Annotated in this window: 16 protein-coding genes and 3 pseudogenes; 2 read left to right on the top strand and 17 right to left on the bottom strand. The window is 56.2% G+C overall.

Features of this window, described 5'->3' with window-relative positions; genetic code table 11:
• The first annotated feature begins 111 nt into the window (after positions 1–111).
• Entirely contained in the window at positions 112–732 is a 621-nt protein-coding gene (locus tag H8B20_RS22255) for a hypothetical protein (protein WP_228732753.1), read from the top strand.
• On the opposite strand, the gene H8B20_RS22250 is transcribed toward H8B20_RS22255, so the two are convergent.
• The 8 genes from H8B20_RS22250 to H8B20_RS22215 all read right to left on the bottom strand — a co-directional run bounded on the left by H8B20_RS22250 (position 729) and on the right by H8B20_RS22215 (position 10,635).
• Positions 729–2,213, bottom strand: a complete 1,485-nt coding sequence (locus tag H8B20_RS22250; protein ID WP_210624656.1) for an APC family permease — start codon at positions 2,211–2,213, stop codon at positions 729–731. The two genes, H8B20_RS22255 and H8B20_RS22250, sit on opposite strands and share 4 nt — an antisense overlap.
• A gap of 158 nt (positions 2,214–2,371) precedes the next feature.
• Positions 2,372–3,796 (bottom strand): gamma-aminobutyraldehyde dehydrogenase, encoded by a 1,425-nt coding sequence (locus tag H8B20_RS22245; RefSeq protein WP_210624655.1) that lies wholly within the window; start codon positions 3,794–3,796, stop codon positions 2,372–2,374.
• 168 nt (positions 3,797–3,964) lie between these two features.
• Positions 3,965–4,774 carry an ABC transporter permease gene (locus tag H8B20_RS22240; protein WP_047299874.1) on the bottom strand — a complete coding sequence of 270 codons (810 nt, stop codon included), beginning with the start codon at positions 4,772–4,774 and terminating at the stop codon, positions 3,965–3,967.
• Positions 4,764–5,699, bottom strand: a complete 936-nt coding sequence (locus H8B20_RS22235; protein ID WP_042557846.1) for an ABC transporter permease — start codon at positions 5,697–5,699, stop codon at positions 4,764–4,766. Before H8B20_RS22235 ends, H8B20_RS22240 begins: the two co-directional genes overlap by 11 nt.
• Position 5,700: 1 nt before the next feature.
• Entirely contained in the window at positions 5,701–6,738 is a 1,038-nt protein-coding gene (locus H8B20_RS22230) for an ABC transporter ATP-binding protein (RefSeq protein WP_047299875.1), read from the bottom strand.
• A gap of 156 nt (positions 6,739–6,894) precedes the next feature.
• Complete coding sequence (gene ydcS / locus H8B20_RS22225; RefSeq protein ID WP_210624654.1) at positions 6,895–8,046, bottom strand: putative ABC transporter substrate-binding protein YdcS; 1,152 nt, start codon at positions 8,044–8,046, stop codon at positions 6,895–6,897.
• Between the two features lie 83 nt (positions 8,047–8,129).
• Positions 8,130–9,587, bottom strand: a complete 1,458-nt coding sequence (locus H8B20_RS22220) for a gamma-aminobutyraldehyde dehydrogenase (protein ID WP_042557849.1) — start codon at positions 9,585–9,587, stop codon at positions 8,130–8,132.
• 133 nt (positions 9,588–9,720) lie between these two features.
• On the bottom strand, positions 9,721–10,635 hold the full coding sequence (locus H8B20_RS22215; RefSeq protein WP_047299877.1) for a LysR family transcriptional regulator: 915 nt from the start codon (positions 10,633–10,635) through the stop codon (positions 9,721–9,723).
• A gap of 176 nt (positions 10,636–10,811) precedes the next feature.
• On the opposite strand from H8B20_RS22215, the gene H8B20_RS22210 reads away from it, so the two are divergent.
• A complete protein-coding gene (locus tag H8B20_RS22210; RefSeq protein ID WP_210624653.1) occupies positions 10,812–11,534 on the top strand; it encodes a tellurite resistance TerB family protein in 723 nt (240 codons plus the stop codon).
• 625 nt (positions 11,535–12,159) lie between these two features.
• Here the strand turns inward: H8B20_RS22210 and H8B20_RS28400 are convergent.
• From H8B20_RS28400 to tssI, 9 genes and pseudogenes are all read right to left on the bottom strand, one after another.
• Positions 12,160–12,591, bottom strand: a complete 432-nt coding sequence (locus H8B20_RS28400; protein WP_210624652.1) for an SMI1/KNR4 family protein — start codon at positions 12,589–12,591, stop codon at positions 12,160–12,162.
• 138 nt (positions 12,592–12,729) lie between these two features.
• Positions 12,730–13,574 (bottom strand): annotated as a pseudogene (locus tag H8B20_RS27970) (IS4 family transposase); the annotation flags it as partial.
• A gap of 91 nt (positions 13,575–13,665) precedes the next feature.
• Positions 13,666–13,831: pseudogene (locus H8B20_RS28395) on the bottom strand (RHS domain-containing protein); the annotation flags it as partial.
• Between the two features lie 122 nt (positions 13,832–13,953).
• A complete protein-coding gene (locus H8B20_RS22195; protein ID WP_210624650.1) occupies positions 13,954–14,346 on the bottom strand; it encodes an Imm50 family immunity protein in 393 nt (130 codons plus the stop codon).
• Positions 14,343–15,280: pseudogene (locus tag H8B20_RS22190) on the bottom strand (RHS repeat-associated core domain-containing protein); the annotation flags it as partial. The gene H8B20_RS22195 and the pseudogene H8B20_RS22190, both read right to left, overlap by 4 nt.
• 194 nt (positions 15,281–15,474) lie before the next feature.
• Positions 15,475–15,864 carry an Imm50 family immunity protein gene (locus H8B20_RS28390; protein ID WP_210624649.1) on the bottom strand — a complete coding sequence of 130 codons (390 nt, stop codon included), beginning with the start codon at positions 15,862–15,864 and terminating at the stop codon, positions 15,475–15,477.
• 6 nt (positions 15,865–15,870) lie between these two features.
• Positions 15,871–20,649 carry an RHS repeat-associated core domain-containing protein gene (locus H8B20_RS22180; protein WP_210624648.1) on the bottom strand — a complete coding sequence of 1,593 codons (4,779 nt, stop codon included), beginning with the start codon at positions 20,647–20,649 and terminating at the stop codon, positions 15,871–15,873.
• Positions 20,646–21,389: a DUF4123 domain-containing protein gene (locus tag H8B20_RS22175; RefSeq protein WP_210624647.1), complete on the bottom strand. Its 744-nt coding sequence runs from the start codon at positions 21,387–21,389 to the stop codon at positions 20,646–20,648. Before H8B20_RS22175 ends, H8B20_RS22180 begins: the two co-directional genes overlap by 4 nt.
• Positions 21,379–22,598: type VI secretion system tip protein TssI/VgrG (tssI, locus tag H8B20_RS22170; RefSeq protein ID WP_210624646.1), on the bottom strand; the 1,220-nt coding region annotated here is incomplete at its 5' end. The genes tssI and H8B20_RS22175, both read right to left, overlap by 11 nt.

Below are 22,598 nucleotides of genomic sequence, written 5' to 3'. Positions count from 1 at the left end.
CTGTGAAAGCCATTTGGTTTTTACAGCGCGCAGATCAATCAACTTGCGCAGTAAACCTGTGGCGAGGGAGCGAGCTCCCTCGCCACAGGTTTTTTGTTGGATGTGAACTCAATGACAACTGTATTTATTGCCGGCTCTATCAACATCAAGAACCTTGATCCGAAGGTTAAAGAGCGCATCAATTATATCGTTGCGTCGGATTTTGAAGTGGTGGTGGGTGATGCAGGGGGCGCCGATACCTCCATTCAGGAGTACCTGTTGAGCCTCGAACGATCCAGAACCACGGTGTTCTGCAGCGGTTCAACGCCGCGGAATAACCTTGGGCAGTGGCCCGCCAGAACAGTCGACTCCAAACATTCCAAAGGATCGAGAGCCTTCTTCACTGAGAAAGACGTAGTCATGGCCGAAGCGGCTGACTACGGCTTGATGATTTGGGATGCAAAGAGCACCGGCACGCTCAGCAACGTCATTGAATTGTTGTCGAGAAAGAAGAAGTCGCTTGTTTTCGTCAACAAGGAAAAGGAATTCAAAGTGGTCAGAGACGTCAATCAGCTCGAAGAGTTGATTACTTTCATGTCCGATCACGCCAAGCAAAAAGCCAACGAAAAAATAAAGTTGTTCGACCGTATTTTCCTCGTTGAAGCACGATCAGGCAGAGCTTTCTTTTTGATGATTTTTCTCGGCTTTCCTGAACCCCGGCACCTAGTCGGTGCCGAGGTCAAAAACTCTTAGCGACTCACCTTCCAGGCATCCCCAGCCGGCGCCTTACCATGGTCATACGGCTTGCCAATCCACATGTACAACAAGCCCAACCCAATCACGATCGCGGTGCTCAGCACCATCGCATAGTTCACGTACCACGCCGCATCCGGCGTACGTGGCCAGGCCATGTTGATGATCGCGCCAACGCCGTACACCAGCGCGCCGATGTTCACCGGCCAGCCCCACGCGCCGAGGGTGAATTTGCCGCTGGGTTTCCAGCCTTTGCTACGCGCGTACAGCGCGGCCAGCACGATCATCTGGAACGCGAGGTAGATGCCGATTGCCGCGAAACTGACGATGGTCGCCACGGCGTCTTGCAGGAAGAAACCGAGGGCGATGATCAGGGCCGGCAGGACGCCGGACACGAACAGGGCAGCGACCGGCACTTGGGTCGTAGGAGAGATCTTTTTCAGCAGTCGGCTGCCGATGACCATTTCATCGCGGGCGTAGGAGTACAGCAGACGACTCGCTGCAGCCTGTAGGCTGATGACGCACGAGATGAAGGAAATCATCACTACACCCATCACTACTTTCGAGCCGACCGGGCCGAACGCGTTGTTGAGGATGGTGGTGACCGGGTCTTTGTCGGTGCCGTTGATCACCGCTTGCATGTCCGGTACGGCGAGGATCAGCGCCAGACAGGCAAACATCGCGGCGATGCCACCGATGTAGATGGTCATGCGCATGGCCACCGGGATTTTTGCGCTCGGGTTAGGGGTTTCTTCGGCAACATCGCCGCAGGCCTCGAAGCCGTAGTAGAGGAACATCCCCGCCAGCGAGGCAGTGAGGAACGCCGGCAGGTACGAGCCATCGATGCTGATGTCGAAGGTGTTGAACAGCACGCTGAGCGGCTGGTGACGCTCGAAGACCAGCAGGTAAACACCGACGATCACCGCGCCGACCAGTTCGCAGAGGAAGCCGAACATGGCGATGCGCGCCAGTACTTTGGTGCCGCTGAGGTTGACCAGCGTGGCGAACAACGTCAGCACCAGGGCGATGACGATGTTGGTGTTGTTGCTCGGCTCAAATCCCAGCATGGCTGCCAGGTACGGGCCAGCACCGACTGCAACGGCAGCAATGGTGACGCACAGTGCGATGGAGTAGATCCAGCCGACCATCCACGCCCATTTCTTGCCTACCAGTCGGCGCGCCCATGGGTAAACGCCGCCAGAAATCGGGAACTGCGAAACCACTTCGCCGAAGATCAGGCACACCAGCAACTGGCCGCAACCAACCAGCAAATAGGCCCAGAACATCGGCGGGCCACCAGCGGCGAGGCATAGGCCGAACAGGGTATAAACCCCTACGACCGGTGACAGATAGGTGAAGCCCAGCGCGAAGTTTTCCCACAGGCTCATGCTGCGATTGAAGTTGGAGGTGTAGCCGAGTTTGCGCAGTTGTTCGGCATCGCTGTCGGCGACGGCAACTGAGATGTCGGGTGATGCACTCATGTGTGTTTGCTCCGTGAAATCGGCAGATTTCGGATGGCCGAGGCCGTGGCGGGGCTTTGGGAGCGCCGCCCGGTTCGGTAGTTATTGTTTTGGGATCCTGGTGGTGCGCAGTGCCGGTTCCGTCCTAAAACCGAGGTGCTCGCGAAGCTTTTAAAGGCTTAGTGCTTGAACATCACATGCCGAACGGTGGTGTAGTCCTCCAGCCCATACATGGACATGTCCTTGCCGTAACCGGACAGTTTCTGACCGCCATGGGGCATTTCGCTGACCAGCATGAAGTGCGTATTCACCCAGGTGCAGCCGTACTGCAACCGCGCCGACATCCGATGGGCGCGTCCTACATCAGCTGTCCAAACGGAGGACGCCAAGCCGTAGTCCGAATCGTTGGCCCATTCCAGCGCCTGCGCTTCATCGGTGAATTTGGTCACCGACACCACCGGCCCGAACACTTCGCGGCGGACAATCTCGTCGTCCTGTTGCGCGTCAGCCAACACCGTCGGTTCAAAGAAGAAACCATTTCCGTCCACAGCCTTGCCGCCCGTGATCAAGCGAATGTGCGGTTGGGCAACGGCACGTTCGACGAACGATGCGACACGATCACGATGCTGTGCAGTAATCAGCGGCCCCAGTTCGGTAGAAGGATCATCCTGCGAGCCGTACTTGATGCTGCTGACTGCCGCGCCGAGCTTCTCGACGAATTTGTCGTAAATGCCTTGCTGGGCGTAGATCCGGCACGCGGCGGTGCAGTCCTGCCCGGCGTTGTAAAAACCAAAGGTGCGAATGCCTTCAACCGCCGCATCGATATCAGCATCGTCGAAGATGATCACCGGCGCCTTGCCGCCCAGTTCCATGTGCATGCGTTTGACGCTGTCGGCGGTGCTGGAAATGATGTTCGAACCGGTCGCGATGGACCCGGTCAGCGAGACCATGCGCACTTTTGGATGTGTGACCAACGGACTGCCGACCGTAGGACCACGGCCAAACACCAGATTGAGTACGCCCGCCGGGAAGATTTCCGACGCCAGTTCGGCCAGACGCAACGCGGTCAGCGGGGTTTGTTCCGACGGCTTGAGCACCACGGTATTACCGGCTGCGAGGGCGGGGGCGATTTTCCAGGCAACCATCATCAGCGGGTAGTTCCACGGCGCGATGGAGGCGATCACACCGACCGGGTCGCGGCGGATCATCGAGGTGTGGCCGGGCAGGTATTCGCCGCCGGCCGAACCGCTCATGCAACGGCTGGCGCCGGCGAAGAAACGGAACACGTCGGCAATTGCCGGAATCTCGTCGTTGAGCGCGGCGCTGTAGGGTTTACCGCAATTGTCGGACTCGAGTCTGGCCAGTTCTTCGCCGTGGGCTTCGATGGCGTCGGCGAGTTTGAGCAGCAGCAGCGAACGGTCTTTCGGTGCGGTTTGCGACCACTCGGCGAAGGCATTGTCGGCGGCACGCACGGCGGCATCGACCTGGGCTTCGCTGGCTTCGTTGATTTCCACCAGCACTTCGCCGAGCGCGGGGTTGAGCACCGGTTGGGCGGGGCCTTCGCCGTTGACCAATTGGCCGTTGATCAAGAGTTTGGTTTGCATGTCTGTTGTCCTCTTCGAATCTATTATTTTTCTGCCGAAACCGGATTGAAACTGTGGGAGCGAGCCTGCTCGCGAAAGCGGTGTATCAGTCGACATCAATGCTGGATGTGACGGCCTCTTCGCGAGCAGGCTCGTTCCCGCAGGAAAATGGTGGTGTCTGTCAGGGATTCATTTGCCGCCACTCCCCGCCACGCTCTCACCACCCCGCGTCAGGTAGTACGCGCCCAGGATCGGCAGCATGGTCACCATCATCACCAGCATGGCGACGACGTTGGTCACCGGCACATCCCGTGGGCGGCTGAGCTGGTTGAGCAGCCACAACGGCAACGTGCGTTCATGACCGGCGGTAAACGTGGTGACGATGATTTCGTCGAACGACAGCGCAAACGCCAACATGCCGCCGGCCAGCAACGCCGAGCCGAGGTTTGGCAGGATGATGTAGCGAAACGTCTGCCAACCATCGGCGCCCAGATCCATCGAAGCCTCGATCAAACTGTGCGAAGTGCGGCGCAGGCGGGCGATGACGTTGTTGTAAACGATCACCACACAGAAGGTCGCGTGGCCGACGATGATGGTGAACATTCCCGGTTCGATCCCCAGCGTCTTGAAGGTCGCCAGCAGCGCGATCCCGGTGATGATCCCGGGCAGCGCGATCGGCAGGATCAGCATCAAAGAAATGCCCTGTTTGCCGAAGAAATCGCGGCGGTACAAAGCCGCCGAGGCGAGCGTGCCGAGGACCATCGCGATCAACGTGGCGATGGCTGCGATTTGCAGCGACAACTTGATCGATTCCAGAACGTCCGTTCGCGAAAACGCCACGCTGAACCAGTGCAGCGTAAAGCCCTTCGGCGGAAAGCTGAACGCGGCCTCTTCGGTGTTGAAGGCGTAAAGGAAGATGATCAGGATCGGGAAGTGCAGAAACACCAACCCGCCCCAGGCTGCGATGCGCAGACCCAGTGAAGCGCGCTCAGAGTGCATCGAAGGCCCCCAGTCGTTTAACGATGGACAGGTAGATGGCAATCAACACAATCGGCACCAACGTAAACGCGGCGGCCATCGGCATGTTGCCAATCGCACCTTGTTGCGCATACACCATACTGCCCACGAAGTAGCCCGGCGGGCCCACCAGTTGCGGCACGATGAAGTCGCCCAAGGTCAGGGAAAACGTGAAGATCGATCCGGCGGCAATCCCCGGAATCGACAGCGGCAGAATCACCTGCATGAAGGTCTGGCGCGGCTTGGCGCCAAGGTCGGCCGAAGCCTGCAATAACGACGGCGGCAGGCGCTCCAGCGAAGCCTGAATCGGCAGGATCATGAACGGCAACCAGATGTAGACGAACACCATGAACCGCCCCAGATGCGAGGTCGACAAGGTGCTGCCGCCCACGCCAGGAATCCCGAGGATGAACTGCAAAACCGGTTCCAGCCCCAGGTGCTGAACGAACCACTGCGCCACGCCACCCTTGGCCAGCAACAACGTCCACGCGTAAGCCTTGACGATGTAACTGGCCCACATCGGCATCATCACCGCGATGTAGAAAAACGCCTTGGTCTTGCCGGTGGTGTAGCGCGCCATGTAGTAGGCAATCGGGAATGCCAGGATGGCGCTGGCAATCGACACGACGATGGCCATGCTCAGCGTGCGCAGGATGATGTCGAAGTTCGACGGCTGGAACAGCGCGGCAAAGTTCGCCAGCGTCAGGTCAGGAGTGACCGCCATGGTGAAGTCGTCGAAGGTGTAGAAACCCTGCCACAACAGCACCAGCAACGAGCCGAGATAGATCGCGCCGAACCACAGCAGCGGCGGCACCAGCAGCATCGACAAATACAAGTTCGGCTTGCGGTAGAGCAGGTTGGAAAACCTGCGCAATGGCGGCGATTGAGTCATCGCGAGTGTGCTCATTTCACACCCCGCTCGTCACGGTATCGTGCAGCGGGATCATCGCTTCCCGCGCCCAGCGTGCGCTAAGGCGTTGACCGGTCTGATGTTGTGCGCTGCTGTCGATCCACTGGTTGTTGGCGTGGCTGATGCTCAGGGTCTGGCCGTTTTCCAGGGTCAATTCATAGCGCGTGGCGCTGCCCTGATACTGAATGTCGTGGAGCAAACCACTGACTTCGATTTCATGGCTGGCCAAGGGGCCTTCGGCGAAACGCACATGTTCCGGACGAATCGAAAACGGCTGCGGATGGCCGCTGATCTGCCGCGCCAGTTCACCCCGAATCACGTTCGACGTGCCGACGAATTCGGCGACGAAAGTGGTGGTCGGTTTCATGTACAGATTGCGCGGCGTGTCGACCTGTTCGATGCGACCCTTGTTGAACACGGCGACGCGATCGGACATCGACAGCGCTTCGGTCTGATCGTGGGTGACGAAGATGAAGGTGATGCCGAGCTGGCGTTGCAGCTTCTTCAGTTCGCTTTGCATTTGCTCGCGCAGTTTCAAATCCAGCGCGCCGAGCGGCTCATCGAGTAGCAGCACTCGCGGACGATTGACCAAGGCGCGGGCGAGGGCCACGCGCTGGCGCTGACCACCGGACAACTGCACCGGCTTGCGTGCGCCGTAGCCGCCGAGCGCGACCATGTCCAAGGCTTCCTCAGCACGTTTGTGGCGCTCGGTTTTGCCGACACCTTTGACCTTCAAACCGTAGGCGACGTTGTCGAGCACGTTCATGTGCGGGAACAGCGCGTAATCCTGAAACACAGTGTTTACGTCACGTTGATACGGCGGCAAACCCGCCGCTTCGACGCCGTGAATGCGAATCGAGCCGGCGCTCGGTTGTTCGAACCCGGCGATCAGGCGCAAGCAGGTGGTTTTGCCCGAGCCGGAAGGGCCGAGCATGGAAAAGAACTCGCCGTCCTGGATATCGATGGAAACCCGGTCAACGGCCTTAACTTCGCCGAACTGCCGGGAAACATTGGTGAACTGGACTGCAAGCGTCATGGTGCGGTGCTCCAAAAAGGCGAAGGCCGTCGCAGCGGCCCTGCCTGGACTTCTGAAAAAGCTGAAATATCTAACGGTGAATGCGATCTGCTTTTTAGCGCCCTCTCCCCCCCGGGGGGCGGGGGGGAAGGGAGCTTGACCGAGCTGTGCTCGAGCTTAGCGACCGCCCATGATCGCGATGTAGTCCTGTGTCCAGCGGCTGTACGGCACAAACTTGCCGCCCTCGGCCTGCGGGGTTTTCCAGAAGGCGATCTTGTCGAACTGGTCGAAACCGTTGGTCTTGCAACCCTCGGCGCCAAGCAATTCGCTCTCTTTGCACGCCGCCGGCACGGCCGGTAACGAGCCAAACCACGCCGCCACATCACCCTGGACCTTCGGTTGCAGCGACCAGTCCATCCACTTGTAGGCACAGTTCGGATGCTTGGCCTCAGCGTGCAACATGGTGGTGTCGGCCCAACCGGTGGCGCCTTCTTTCGGGATGGTCGAAGCGATTGGCTGCTTCTCGTTGATCAGGCCGTTGACCTGATATGGCCAGGCGCTGGAGGCGACCACGCCTTCGTTTTTGAAGTCGCTCATCTGCACCGTGGTGTCGTGCCAGTAGCGGTGGATCAGCGGCTGCTGCGCGCGCAACAGATCCAGCACAGCCTTGTACTGCGCTTCGGTCAGTTGATACGGGTCGCTGATGCCCAATTCAGGCTTGGCCGATTTCAGGTACAGCGCCGCATCGGCAATGTAGATCGGGCCGTCATACGCCTGCACACGGCCCTTGTTCGCTTTGCCGTCCGGCAGGTTCTGCGCGTCGAACAGCACGTTCCAACTGGTCGGCGCAGTCTTGAACACGTTGGTGTTGTACATCAGCACGTTCGGCCCCCACTGGTACGGGGTGCCGTAAGTCTGATTGTTGACCACGTACCACGGCGCATCTTTCAGGCGTGGGTCGAGGGTTTTCCAGTTCGGGATCAACGCGGTGTTGATCGGTTGCACACGCTTGCCGACGATCAACCGCAGCGACGCATCGCCCGACGCGGTGACCAGGTCGTAACCACCCTTGGCCATCAGACTGACCATTTCGTCAGAGGTCGCGGCGGTTTTCACGTTGACCTTGCAGCCGGTTTCTTTCTCGAAACCGCTCACCCAGTCGTAGGCCTTGTCGCTCTCGCCACGTTCGATGTAGCCCGGCCAGGCGACGATATCCAACTGACCTTCACCAGCGCCGACAGCCTTCAGCGGTTCTGCCGCTTGCAGGCTGGCGCTGGCCAGCAGGGCCATGGTGATTGCACTGAGCATTGCGGTCTTGTGCACGAACATGGTTGAACCCTCTTCTTTAAATTATGGTCGGGGCAGTTGTGAACGCGTTGAAGCATGCCGTTGGCGTCTTGTTATTAGCGTAGTCAGAGATGCTGGCCGTGGCGGGCCATGATGTGCCGCACCACGCTGTAGTCCTGAAGCGAGTCGCTGGACAAGTCTTTGCCATAACCTGAGCGTTTCAGCCCGCCGTGGGGCATTTCGCTGACCAGCATGAAATGGCTGTTGATCCAGGTGCAGCCGTACTGCAGGCGGGCGGCGACCTGCATCGCCTTGTCCAGATTCTGTGTCCACACCGACGAGGCGAGGCCGTATTCGGAATCGTTGGCCCAGTCGACGGCTTGGGCGAGTTCGTCGAAACGGGTCACGGTCACCACCGGGCCGAACACTTCGCGCTGGACGATTTCGTCGCTCTGCTTGCAACCGGCCAGCAGCGTTGGTTGATAGTAGAAACCGGCACCGGAATGCACCGCCGCGCCGGTCACCCGCTCGATGTGCGGCTGACCGAGGGCGCGTTCAACGAAACTGGCCACGCGGTCACGCTGACGCGTGCTGATCAGCGGGCCTATTTCGTTGTCGGCATCGCGTTTGCCAGCGAAGCGCAGGCTGCTGACGGCCGCACCGAGTTCGGCGACCAGTTTGTCGTGGATGCCGGCCTGGGCGTAGATCCGGCAAGCAGCGGTGCAATCCTGCCCGGCGTTGTAGTAACCGTAGGTGCGTACGCCTTCGACGACGGCTTGAATGTCCGCGTCGTTGCAGACAATTACCGGCGCCTTGCCGCCGAGTTCAAGGTGTGTGCGTTTGAGGGTTTTCGCCGCGGCCTGAAGGATTTTCTGCCCGGTGACGATATCGCCGGTCAGCGAGACCATGCGGATTTTCGGGTGACTGACCAAATGGCTGCCGACGCCTTCGCCACCGCCGCAGATGATGTTGATCACCCCTCGCGGCAGGATTTCGGCGAGCGCAGGGGCCAGTGCAAGGATCGACAGCGGCGTGTGTTCGGATGGCTTGAACACCAGCGTGTTGCCAGCAGCGAGGGCCGGGGCGATCTTCCACGCGGCCATCATGATCGGGTAGTTCCACGGCGCAATCGAGGCGACGACGCCAATCGGATCGCGGCGCACCATGCTGGTGTAACCCGGCAGGTATTCACCGCTGAGCTGGCCGGTCTGGCAGCGCACGGCTCCGGCGAAAAAACGGAACACGTCGACGGTCGCAGTCAAATCGTCCTGACGAGCCAGATGCAACGGCTTGCCGCAGTTCAACGATTCAAGGCGGGCGAGGTGATCGGCGTGTTTTTCGACGGCGTTGGCGATGTCCAGCAGCAGATTGGAGCGTTGCTGCGGCGTGGTCCGCGACCATTCGGCGAACGCACGGTGAGCCGCGAGGATGGCGGCTTCGACCTGTTCGGTGCTGGCTTCGGCGATGTGCGTGAGGATTTCACCGGTGGCCGGGTTGAGGATCGGCTCGACAAAGCCTTCACCGGCGACCAGTTCACCGTCGATCAACAACGCGGTACACATCGGGGTCTGCGCGCCAGCCATTTTGCGAGCTCTCTTTTCTTGTATGGCCATTGTTGCTCCCTGTGTCACCGGGAGCCGACCGTCTTATAGATGCAGCAAGACTAGTGCGCGGCTCCGGGGGCGACAAATTCTAAATACTGAAGGTGGCATTCGATTAAATAGATGGCTTGCGTCCGCCGTGTGGTTGTTCGCGGGCGACGGTGAGGAAGGGGTCGACGAGAGCAGGTCGTGCGGCGCCGCGGCGCCAGGCCAGGCCGACATCAAGGGTCTGGTTGAGGTCGGCAATTGGCCGCGCTTCGATGATGTCGCCTTCCAGTGACCATGGGCGGTAGGTCATGTCCGGCTGGATCGATACACCCAAACCGGCCGCTACAAGGCTCCGCACCGCTTCGGTTGAAGCGGTTCTCAGGGTGATCTTCGGTTGCAGTCCGGCGCCGCGCCATAGACGTTGGGCGTTGCGATCCATCTCGTCGACGTTGAGTTGAATCAACGGTTCGCGGGCAACATCGGCGAGATTGATGCTGTCGTGTTCCAGAAGCGGATGCTGGGCCGGAAGCCATAAACGGTGCGGCGAATGAGTCAGAACCTCAGTCTGCAAGGCGTGGCGATCTTCGAGGTTGGAGAGGATCAACACGCCGACGTCGATTTCGCCGCTGACCAGCAAGTGCTCGATGTAGGGGCGTTCGTCCTCCATCACCCGTATCTCGACATTGGGATAAGCACGCTGAAACCGGGTGACCAAATCCGCGAGGTAATAACCAGCGACAAGGCTGGTCACACCGATGATCAACTGCCCGGCAACCTGATCGGTGCTCTGTTGCAGGCTGCGTTTGGCGTTATCCACCGTCGCTAGAATCAGGTGCGCCTGGCGTAGGAATTGATGACCCTGATGCGTCAGCGTCATGCCCTTGGCGTGGCGGCTGAACAGGCTGACGCCGATTTCCTCTTCCAGTTGCTGGATCGCCAGGGTCAGGGTCGATTGGGAAATGAACGCCGTTTGCGCAGCGGCAGAGATCGAGCCGGTCTCGGCCACGGCGATGAAATGACGGATCTGACGCAGGGTCATCATGAGAAGGGTACCCAGTGGGCGGTTTTTATAGATTGGCCTGAGTGTATATCTATTTTCACGAATGGCCTGGCCACACTGAGCAACATCTGGAAGCACACTTGTAAGTCTGTCCAGGGCACTTTCGAACTAGGCTGAGGGCCTTATAGGTCCTGATATCCCCAGTTTGGAGGCGGAACATGAACACCCGTGGATTGCTCGATCAGCTACTCAAATCCGGCCAGGATTTGTTGCAGAACAAGGCCGGTGGCTCGCAGAACAAATCGGCGGCCGGTGGCCTGGGTGGCTTGCTTGGCGGGTCTTCCGGCGGCGGTGGCCTTGGTGGTCTGCTCTCAGGCGCGGGTGGTGGTGCATTGGCGGCGGGCGCCATGGGTCTGCTGCTCGGCAGTAAAAAGGCGCGTAATGTCGGCGGCAAAGTCGCTGTCTACGGCGGCCTCGCCGCGCTGGGCGTGTTGGCCTACAAGGCTTACGGCAACTGGAACGCGCAAAAAGGCACCGCGCCACAAGGCGAACCCCAGACCCTCGACCGCTTGCCTCCAGCGCAGGTCGAGCTGCATAGCCAGGCGATCCTCAAGGCCCTCGTCGCCGCCGCCAAAGCTGACGGCCATATCGACGACCGAGAACGCCAACTGATCGAAGGCGAATTCACCAAACTCGACAACGATCAGGAACTGCAACACTGGCTACACGCCGAACTCAACAAGCCCCTCGACCCCGCCGACGTCGCCCGCGCCGCAAGCACGCCGGAGATGGCGGCTGAGATGTACATCGCCAGTGTGATGTTGGTGGACGAGGAGAACTTCATGGAGAAGAGCTACCTGGATGAACTGGCGCGGCAATTGAAGCTGGAGCCGGGGTTGAAGGTGGAGTTGGAGAAGCAGGTGCGGTTAGCTGCTGTGTAAACGGTACGAAAGAAAAAATCGCGGCTTTGGGCTGCGATTTTTTTGATCACGGTGCCCGGGGGGGAGGACGTCTTTAGAGAATGCTCGCTTCCTACGAATTTTTTTCTGTGTAGTGCTGAGAATTCGAAAATTTGATCTTTAAGTAATCGAGCAAAGACTGTCCATTTGAAAACTCCTTAAGGACTTCCGCACTTTCACGTAAAAACTCTTCACTCGGCTTGGTATGCTGATTTGACGGGAGTGGTCTCGACCAATTCAGTACTTCTTTAGGAAAACCTGCTTTTGGTCGATTATTGAGACCATTTGCCCATGTCGACCGTCTTCGTACCAATACGGTACGATGCGATGGTGTAGCTATAGTCTTTCGTGAATGGTTAATTGCACTGACTTGACCAGCACGCTTTGTAACCATAATCGGCATAAAACGGCCTAAAGCAGAAATCCAAAGTTCGACAGCGCTGATTTCTATTCACTTAGCGTAATAATACCCACACAGAAAAAACAATCGCGGCAGGTGGATTTATTGCCGTATGGGAATAATAAGACTTCCTGCTCCTCAAACAAGCTCATCATTGCCGGGGAACTAATGTCTAAGCCCAGTGATAGGTAAAAATGCGTGAGACGTTCAGCTACGACTGCTTAAAAAGTGCCGAAGTTGGAGTGGAAAATTAATGTACTCACTCCACAAGCCAATAAATTCATCGAAATTACTAGCAGTAACGTGAGTTTTGCTTGAGGCTGGATCAAATATTTCAATAGCAATCGAGTGTGTATTTAAGTTTAGGTATACCAGTTTACCACCTGCATCCCTTGCTATGGGTACCATCCCTTTGGGAAGCCCTGGACGGCTCCCTGCTTCTAAGTTCCATAAAATCGTATACGGGGTGACATCAGCCGAAAACTGAAAGAACTCACTGATACAGGTTTTTTCATCTCCATATGAAAACTCGGATGTCTTTGGGGATGCACTGTCGGAGTGTATGACTAGGTCCAGGTATGATTCTGGAAAGTTTGCGCAAAGTAGCTTTTGTACTTGGTAAATTGTATTTTTACTCACTAGCGGCTTTGGCTCAATACCAAAAGATTTTCAGTGGTGTCTCATGTTAACTCCAGTTGATTATTTGTTTGTACGTCGCTGCCAGCGATACACTCTGTATTTGGAAAGTCGCGATCTCGATCATTAGCTTCCGCTATCAAGAGGAAGTTCCAGGTGCTCGCTTTTCACATCTCGGAAGTATTTTTTTATCTGCATCCGCTGCTTGTAAATCGCCACGATTAGCCGATTGCCTGCTGAGCTCATTTTTGGCGATTGAACCGGTGACGCGTTGATGTTTTCGTCCCTTGGCCCGGTGTCGACGCAGTACAAATGAATGAAAAGCGGTGCGCTTTGGGTCATCTCGGTATGGCCCAGCGACTTCGGTGAGGACGACGCCAACGCGTAGAGGTTTTTCACTGGCAACCAGGTATTTGAGTCGCTGCGGTAGAGGTCGCGGTTACGCACTCAAGCCACGTAATACCAGCCTTGCGCCTCGACAGCCTTGATCCAAGGTCGTCGAAAACCGGCATCGACACAACGACCGGCAAACAGTCTTTGGGGAGCAGTTCAGCCAGCGTTTGCTTCAAGCGGTTTTGATATTTTAGGCATTCCTCACGCTCATGAGCACTTTCGTAAATAGGGAACGAACGCCCAACCAGCGGATTGGCGGCGCGTAACAAAAAGAATTCTACCGCCGCGTTAATCAGCGACCAGTCGACCAGGATCAAGGGGTGTACCAGGGATCCCAGAAGTGCTCGCAACATGACCCAGTAAAACAGCGAACGTTCTGTTTGCAGATGGCGATTTCCCAACAACCGATCCACTCGCTTGTTGGCATGTTTGGGATAAGCCTTGCCTGACATGAATCGCCCACATCCTGTCAGCGTCATACGACGACCTCGCAGTAATGAACTGACACAATACATTAGCGTCTTCAGACGACGAGAGTGAACAGTGGGAAGTGCTTGAGCGAGCGCGCTGTGTAAGAATCGGATGGCCTGTATGGGATCGGGATCTTGTTTTTGTATGGTGCAATACAAACTGCCGCCCCGTGCGTGTCTCTTCAATTCCCAATTTCTTGATTTCTCTTAGGAAAAAGCGGGGATTTCTCAGGATCTGTCCCCTTTGTGGTCCTACCAGATTGCCGTATACGCGATATTTCGCTGACCACATGATCTCGCCGCTCCAATCGGTGTTCCGGCGATGTACCAAGGCGGTCGAGTTGGTAGTAAAACGGCGTGGCCTTGCACGTGCCTTCGCCGATTTGGTCAGACGATCAACGGCATCTCACTGGTACTGGATAATGCCGCAGGATTCTACCTATTGTGTGTCTGTCACCCCATTTTTTTTGTTTTCGATGCCTGAGTAGTTGGCTTCTTAACGCTACTCTAGTGAATTAAGATAGGCGGATGGGCCGCATAGCAAAGAGTGTTTTGTCGTGAACTCTATTATTGACTCATCATTTTCTGCGCGAACTCTAAAGTTGCCGCCTTCATTCGTAATCGTGATAGTTAAATTTTTCTTGGTGGGAATATTTTTTATTAGAAGTCCTTGAATGTTGCTGCAGTTGAGGCCGATTCTACAGGTGTTGAAACCAGATTGTTTCCACTTGGTGGGAGGTGTCTCTGGATACTCTGTAATGTCAAATTCGAGGGTTATTACTGGTCTATTGTTGTCTATGTTTAAGGAGAATAGCGTAACCTCTCCGATAGGGATTGGAGTTGTGAAAACTTTATTAAAGAATATGCTTCCGTCTAGTTCGTTCCAAAACTTCATTTTTTATCCTTGAAGTAATAGTGGTCTTTGGCACCAGGTACTTTGCCTGTTCTTGGGTTTTCAATCAGTCGTAGATTGAAGTGAGCTGTCTGGTCGCCTTTGTTGCCTGGTTCGTGGTATTGATGCCCTGCTGAGTGGTCTTGAATGATTACTTTTGAACCGTCAGCACGCGTAAATTGATATTCTCTTGCGAGAATCGGTTTTCCATCACTGTTTAAGATACTTTCGCCAGCTTTATCTGTCATTCTTGCATACTTATATTGTTGTGTTTTACCTGTCGTAGGATCAAACACGGGATCCGGGTTTTGGGATCTTGGTATTCCTGCTTCTGTTTTTGCCTGTCTGAAGGCGCCGCTACGCGAAAGCTCTGGCGGTGGGGACTCATTCTGCTTGTTCTGCGAAGAAGTATCTTTTTTGCCAGGACAACCGGAGCTCAACCCCAATGGATCCACCCACCCCGTAGGGTTAGGCACGTAGTAGTAGTTGTTCAACCCACCCGCAAGATTGATCGGATCTGGTGTCAGAAACCGCTTAGTTCCTGGGTTGTAGTAACGATTGCGGTTGTAATGGAGGCCCGTCTCCGCATCGAAGTACTGACCTTGGAACCGCAGCGGGTTGTCGATTTCACTGACATCCAATGCCGCGAGGTTGCCATAGGCACGGTATTTCGCCGACCACATGATCTCGCCGCTGAAGTCGGTGAGTTCTTGAGGTGTGCCGAGGTGGTCGAGTTGGTAATAGAATGGCGTTGCTTTTAGGGGGTCTTCGCCATCGAGCATCGCCAAAGGTTGGAAGGTGCCCGGTTCGTAGACGTAGCTGCGGTAGCGGTTCTCAGCGCTTTCCGCGATCAGGCGTTCGCCTTGTTACAGGAATTCGGTGGTGTGGCCGTTGACAGTTTTTCGATGCGGCACCCAACGGTATCGTATAAGTAGCTGAGTTCTCTACGGCCGGATAGCTAGAGGCTGATCATACAGGTCTATTTACAATCCAGATATAGAACTAGTTTTAGGTAGAATATTTGTTTTTTTATAATGTTCTGTTCGTCTGTGTGTTATCGGGTTCTAATGGTGGTCAAGATTGTTTTCTAAGCTTTGTCAGTTTTTTAATGAGAGCGGAGCTGGATGTTTTCTACATTGCACCATCGTTATGGTATGCCTTGATATTAGCAATGGTAATGCTTTTTGCAACGCATGTGGCTGTGCATGAGTTTCCAAACTCAAGGTTGATTTTGTGGTTTGAACCATCTTGGGTGACGGTTATAGTGGTAAGGCCGCTGAAATTGAAGTTTTCTACTTTGAAGCTTTCTATGTTGACTAAGTAAAGCTGGAATTCGTACTCGTTATAATCTTTTTCTAGCCATTTTTTTGGGGCGACCTTTTGTTCCACCTGGCTATATAACTTTAAGCATATAGAGCTTCCGTCCAGCATGACGTAAGAAGTATGCAGGGTGGCAGGTGAATGGTCTTCCCCGAAGATGGAGGACCACTGTTTTCTATTCGAAATTGCTGATGTCCACATTTTAAATTACTCAAATACGTAATGGTTAGCCACACTTCTTAAGTGGAATGTTTTAGTTCGATGAGCATTTCCTGTTTCTGGATTGTACTCTCTCACATTGAAGTGTGGTTTGTGCGATGCATGTGTAGAAGGAAAATCTTCATGCCCGCGCGAGTGTTCCTGAATGACTACGTGCTCATTGTCAATGTTTTTATAATGGTACTCTCTAGTCATCACAGTATTGCCTCCAGCATCACGAACGAACTCAGTACCTCCATTCTCAGCCTCTTTGGTAAGGGGAATTCGTTTCACATCAGTTGGTTCTGCCGTAGTAGGAATTCTCGCATCACGTTTTGCATCCTGGAATGCGGATCTGCGGGATCCATAAAATTTATCACCCCTTTTAAATTTCTTTTGGTCCGGGCATCCAGTCAAACCCAATGGATCAATCCACCCTGTAGGGTTAGGCACGTACTGGTAGCTATTCAACCCACCCACAAGCTTGACCGGATCCGGTGTCAGAAACCGTCCAGTGCTCGGATTGTAGTAGCGGTGACGGTTGTAATGTAAGCCCGTCTCCGCGTCGAAATACTGACCTTGGAAGCGCAATGGGTTGTCGATTTCGCTGACATCCAGCACGGCCAGGTTTCCATAGGCTCGGTATTTCGCCGACCACATGATCTCGCCGCTGTAATCGGTCAGTTCCTGCGGTGTGCCAAGATGATCGAGTTGGTAGTAAAACGGCGTGGCTCTGCGCGGGCCCTCTCCGTCGAGCATCGCCAGCGGGCGAAAGCTGCCCGGTTCGTAAATATAGCTGCGATAGCGATTAGCGGCACTTTCGGCGATCAGGCGATCACCTTGCCAGAGGAACTCAGTGATGTGACCGTCCACGGTTTTTTCGATTCGGCGGCCGAAGGCGTCGTATTTGTAGCTGGCATTGCTGCCGCCCGGCAGGCTGACACCGATCAGTCGATGCTGGCAGTCGTAGCGGTATTCGGTGACCAGCTTCTGCCCCGCCCCGCGACGTTCGCGGATCAGGTTGCCGTAGGCGTCGTAGTCGTAGTGACGGTCGCCCTGCATCAGCAGGCGGTTGCCTTTGACGTTGGCGAGGTTGGCGGTGCCTTCGTTGTTCTGGCCGAGCAGGTTGCCTGCCGGGTCGTGGGCGAAGCTTTCGGGTGTGGCGCCGCGTACGCTGATCAGGCGGTCGAGCGGGTCGTAGTGGTAGCTGCGGTTACCTTTACGACTGTCGTCGACGCCAGCGAGGTTGCCGTTGGCGTCGTAGTTGTAGCGACGCTTAAACAGATTTTTGTCTCGCTGGCTTACGCTGTGGGCTTGCAGTCGGCCCTGTTCATCGTACTCGTATTGGCTAAGTAACATGCCTTGCTGACGTTGATGTTCGCGACCAGCGTCGAATTGGTGGTTAGTCAGTCGTGAACCGTTGAGGTCGATACTGCTCAAGCGGCCGCCGGACAGATGGCGGTATTCGAGTGTGCTGCCGTCAGGCAGGCGGCACTGTTTGAATTGTCCAACGCTGTCGTATTCGTAGCGGGTGGTGCCCCAGCCTTGGTGCTCAGTGATCAGGCGATCCTGCACGTCGTATTCGTAGGCGAGAGGCCAGTTGCCGTCGTCGACGTTGATCAGGCGACCGAGGGCGTCATAGCTGTAATGGATCTCTTTTCCGTCGGGCAGGGTTTTAACCAGCAAACGGCCCGAGGCGTCGCGCTGATACTCGCTGACCAGTTCGCTGCCATCGGCGCCAAACTCGGTCTTTTTCAACAACTGACCGTTGAGGTCGTACTCATAGGCTGTTCGGCGACCATCGAAACCGGTTTCCTGCTGAATCAAGCCGTTCGAGTAGTAGTCGAGTTGATAGCGTTCGCCGCGCTCGTTCTCAATCTCGGTGAGATTGAGTTGTGAGTTGTCGTAACGGTAGCGCAGTTGGCTGCCGTCCGGATTGATGCGGCGGCTGACCAGGTGCAGGTTGTCGGCGTACTCGTAGCGAGTGATGCGTCCGAGTTCGTCGCGTTCGGCGGTGACACGGCCATAAGGGTTGTAGGTAAAGGCGCGGGTGGCGCCGCCGGGCAGGGTAACTTGGGTCAGACGATCAGCGGCATCCCATTGGTATTGGGTGATGGCACCGAATTCGTCCTGGCGGGTGATTTGTCGACCTAGCGCGTCATAGCGGTATTTCCGCTGACCGCCGTCCGGCAGGCGTTCTTCCAGCAACTGACCGAGGTTGTTCCAGCCCAGTTGGTGACGGCTACCATCGGGATGACGAATTTCCAGCAGTCGGCCCTGACGGTCATAGCTGTAGTGGGTTTCGTTGCCATCTGGGTCGGTTTGTTGGGTGATGTCGCCCTGTCGGTTGCGCTCATATTTCCAGCGGGCTTTGCCCCGTTGAACATCGATGAGTTGGCCGTTGAAATAGTTATAACGGGTCGGAACACCTTCCGGCGGTATGACCGCGATCAAGCGCCCAGCCTCGCTGTATTGGTATTCGGTGACGGCGCCCATCGGGTCTTTTACGGCGATCAAACGACCTTGATCGTCATAGGCATTCTGGGTTTCACCGCCATCGGGTGCGGTCTCGCTGACCAGACGGGCGTTTTCGTCATGTACATAGACCAGTTCACTGCCGTCGGCGTTGTAAACGGTCACCGAGCCTTTGTCGTCCCACTCGTATCGCGCTTCCATCTGTGAATAGTTGGCCCAGTGACGGACGCAGCGGGAAAGCTTGCCTTCTCGCTCCCACTCCCAGAAAAAACTTGCTCCACCGGCCATTTGTCGTTCGAGGATGACGTGTTGGTCGTTGTAGCGATAATGCTCGGTTTCACCTGCTGCGTTTGTGGAAGAAACCAGCTGATTGCGTGCGTTGTATTTGTAAGTGACGAGCGTCTGAATGGTCAGCCATGGATCCTGGCGTTCACCTCGTTCGTTGTACTCCGGGCGTTGTTGCTGTTGATCGACGGCCATAATGTGACGGTCGTCGTAACGCAGGAGCAGAGCGCGACCTGCACCATTGTCGATACGCTGGATACGGCCAACGAAGTCATAACTGATCTGCAACCGATTTTCATAGGCGTCGCTGATCGTTGTCAGGCGCCCGGCGCGGAAGTGGTAGAAGCGTGTTTTTGGCCCTGCTTGGGTCAGAACCAGTTCGCCGGGAGCATTGCCCAGATAAATCGCTGCCTGTGCCAGACTATTGGTGATGGCCGGACGCTGTTCGGTTGGCATCGGGAAGCGGGTCTGGCGGTTCTCATTGTCTGTCCAAAGGACTCCCTCATCGTCGAGCTGTAAACGATGGGACAGCGAATGACTCCAACCGTGTCCGAGACGGCTGTCGATTTCGACTGCACTGCTGCGGTACAGACGTGACCACTCGAAAGGCAGCAAACCGCCCAGTTCACCATCTGTCAGTGTCAGCAATTCTTCACCGGTCACCATCGACACGGGGTCGCCACCAGAACATGTATCGTCAACACACTGGGCGGGTTCGTCGGCGGGGTTCTTCGATTGTTCAGGCGCGTTGTCGACCTTTTCTACTTGCTCGGCACGTGAGGCTGGTTCATTTTTTCTGCGAGCCTGAATCTGCGCATCGGACTCCACTTTTCCGCCGCTAACAGGATGTTTCTGCTCTGGTGCCTTTGCCGTTTCTGCAGGTTTAGGGTTGGCAATTTGAACGTCAGCTTTTCGCGCCGGGTTAAATGCCGCATCGCCATTTAGCAACAACGGCTTGGACGCCTCAGTGTGCGCAGTAGCCTTGGATTTGCTGACCTTCATCAGCATGCCAGTGAAGTCTTCAATCAGTTTTATGACTTTGCCGCTGCTCTGCACACCTTTGACGGCTTTCGTGCCCACACGCACAGCCAGGCCCAGACCTCCGGTGAGGACTACACCGACAAGAATGTTCAGCAGGAATTCTGTGCTCATCTGCGCCAACACTTCGGTGCAGGTCTGAGGGGGCAGCATCTGCACCCATGCCACAATTGCAGCGACGTAGATCCACATCAGTGGCTCATCGCTGGCAATCAACAGGGCGGTGTGAATGGCCTCGGCGGAGGCGTCATAGATCTTTTTGATCTGTTCTTCGGTGAAGAACTTTTTCAGTTTTTCGTAGTTCTCGCGGGGGTGAGCAACCAGGTCGTAGAGGCTCTTGATATCGCCCCACAGACCCAGAATTGCTTTCAGAAAACCTTCCCATGCGGCTTGCAGTTCTTGCAGTGCGCGACCGCCGAGCGATGCATCGGTGTGGGCCTGCCACAACGGCAGGAAACTGGTGCTCCACTCGGTTTGCAACCAGCCACCGAGTTCACCGATCACGCCTTGGTATGAGTTGAACAGGCTATCGATCTGGGCAGGAGTCGGATTAGGGAAAAATGTAATCTTGTACTGCTGATTAGGTGTGAGACCGGAGACTTCCAGAATTCCGGTCGAATCTATAGTTTTGTTGATCGCCGGGCCTACCTCGTTCTTGCCAACGAAGCGGCCGTCAACCACAGGCGTCAAACGCACTGGCGTATTGCCAATCGGCACAAAGCGAGCGGATTCGAAACTGTGTACCAGCACCAGTTTGCCGTTTGCCGGGCAGTTGGCATAAAGGGTATTTTCCTTTTTGCTGTCCTTGTCCGCCGTACCGACTTCGTCACCGACCTTGAACTGCTGCTCAGCATCCAGAATGCCGCCATACCAGGCTTCGGCATGCTCGCGGTAGTCCTTAAGGCACTTTTTGAAGTCATTGATGATTGCCTGAGCATCAGGTTGCTTTGCTGTGAGGTTGCCAACAATCCCACCCATCAAAACACTCATACAACCACCTCATTTTCCAGATGGGCTTTCAGCAGCCCGGTAAAATTTTCTTCCGTGAGCGGCGTGCGTTTTACAAATCGCGCCACTTTTTGTTTCAAGTTCGACTCGGGGAACGAGAAGTACAGGTCGGCATGTTCATCCAGCAGCCACTGCATCATGTTGCCGATAACGGTCGAAGGGTTCTCGGCCATCAACCCATCCAACAAATCCTTCGGCACCTCCCACCACGGCCAATCCTTCACCTTCGGCAGCGCCCTCGGCCCAACCTCAAGGGCCTTGCCATTAATCAGATACCGCTCAAACATCGGCATCACTTCCCCAGCCTTGTCTCTCAGTCCATGCAGAATCGGGTAGATATGCCGCCCATCCCAGAAGCGGAAAAACACCTCGGTGCTATCCGGCATCTTCACCTGCGTCAGGCTGCGCAAATGCTCGAACACGTCGTTTGGCTCCGAGCGCGATACCGCCAGCCAGCCCCAGTCTAGGGCGTCGGTTTCGGCGATCCACGGCAGGAACGCGGAGCTGGCCTTGATCTCGGTGACGTAGGGCATCACCGGTTGCCAGGTGGAGTAGGGCGTGCCGCCCCAGATTGGCAGGAGCTGGGCGGTGGGTTCTGTCAGGTACAGGTTTTTCAGGGCGTCGCTATCGCTCGCCGCGCTGATGATCAGGTACATGCGTTCGCCGGTTTGCAGCGGCTGTTGTGCCAGCCAGTCCTTGGGTGTCAGTCGATCAGATGGCACAGGCACCTGCCTTGCATTTTTCGCATTCTTCGCAGAATGGCGCGTTGCGTTTAAGGGTGTTGATCTGGGCCGGGGTCAGCACTTGGCCGGCCTTGTCGGCGTCGGCCTGTTTCAGGATGCCGGGCATCAGTGGCGCGGCGCCGGTGCCACTGCCGGGGCTGCCGCCGGAGTTCATGTTGATCACTGGCCCGCTCATGGTCACGCCGCCGGCGTCGATCTTGATGAAGCTGCCGCCACCGACCAGGGTCAATTCGGCGCCGGCTTCCATCACCACTTTCATACCGCTGCTCAGGTGGATTTCCTGCCCCGCATCGATGAACTGCCCAGTCCCAATCTTGATGTGCTGATTGACGCCCACGGTCAGGTGATCATTCGCCCGCGCCTCAACTTTACGATCGGCATAAACCGTGTGGTGTTCTTCGGCCTTGAATTCCGTGTAGCTGTTCTTTTCAACGGTGTCGTGACGCTCGTTGCCGACCCTAATCTTCTGGTCATGCTCGACGTTCTCGTCCCAGTCGCGTTGGGCGTGGAGATAAATCTGTTCCTGACCTTTCTTATCTTCGATGCGCAGTTCGTTGTAGCCGCCGCCACCCATTGAGCTCAGGGTTTTGAAGGTGCTGCGGGTTTTGTTGGCCGGCAGTGCGTACGGGACGGTGTTTTCCTTGTGGTACAGGCAGCCGCTGATCAGCGGTTGATCGGGGTCGCCTTCAAGGAAGGTGACCAGCACTTCCATGCCGATGCGCGGGATGGCGATGCCGCCGTATTGGGCGCCGGCCCACGCGCTGGAGACGCGGAGCCAGCAGCTGGTCTTGTCGTCGGCCTGGCCTTCGCGGTCCCAGTGGAATTGCACTTTGACGCGGCCGTATTGGTCGCAGTGGATCTCTTCGCCTTTGGGGCCGGTGACCACGGCGCTCTGGCTGCCGAGGATGCGCGGTTTCGGGTGGCGCAGGGGCGGGCGATTCGGCACGTCCCATGGCGTGGCCTGGAAGCGGTTGCGGTAGCCCTGATGGAAATCGTCTTTCAGCGCGGTGGTGTCGCTGGTCACCGACTCTTCCAGCACTTGCGGCTGTTTGCCTTCGTGCAGGACTTCGGTGAGCAGCCAGAGGTCGTTCCACTTGGCTTTCGGGTGCGCGGTCAGCGCGAGGAAGTGGCCGCTGACCAGCAACGGCTGATCGCTCTTGCCTTCAGCCAGTTGGAAGTCGCTGCGGT

This window comes from Pseudomonas sp. P42, from assembly GCF_017973755.1.
GTDB lineage: Bacteria > Pseudomonadota > Gammaproteobacteria > Pseudomonadales > Pseudomonadaceae > Aquipseudomonas > Aquipseudomonas iridis.
This window is presented reverse-complemented; position numbering and strand designations above follow the sequence as displayed.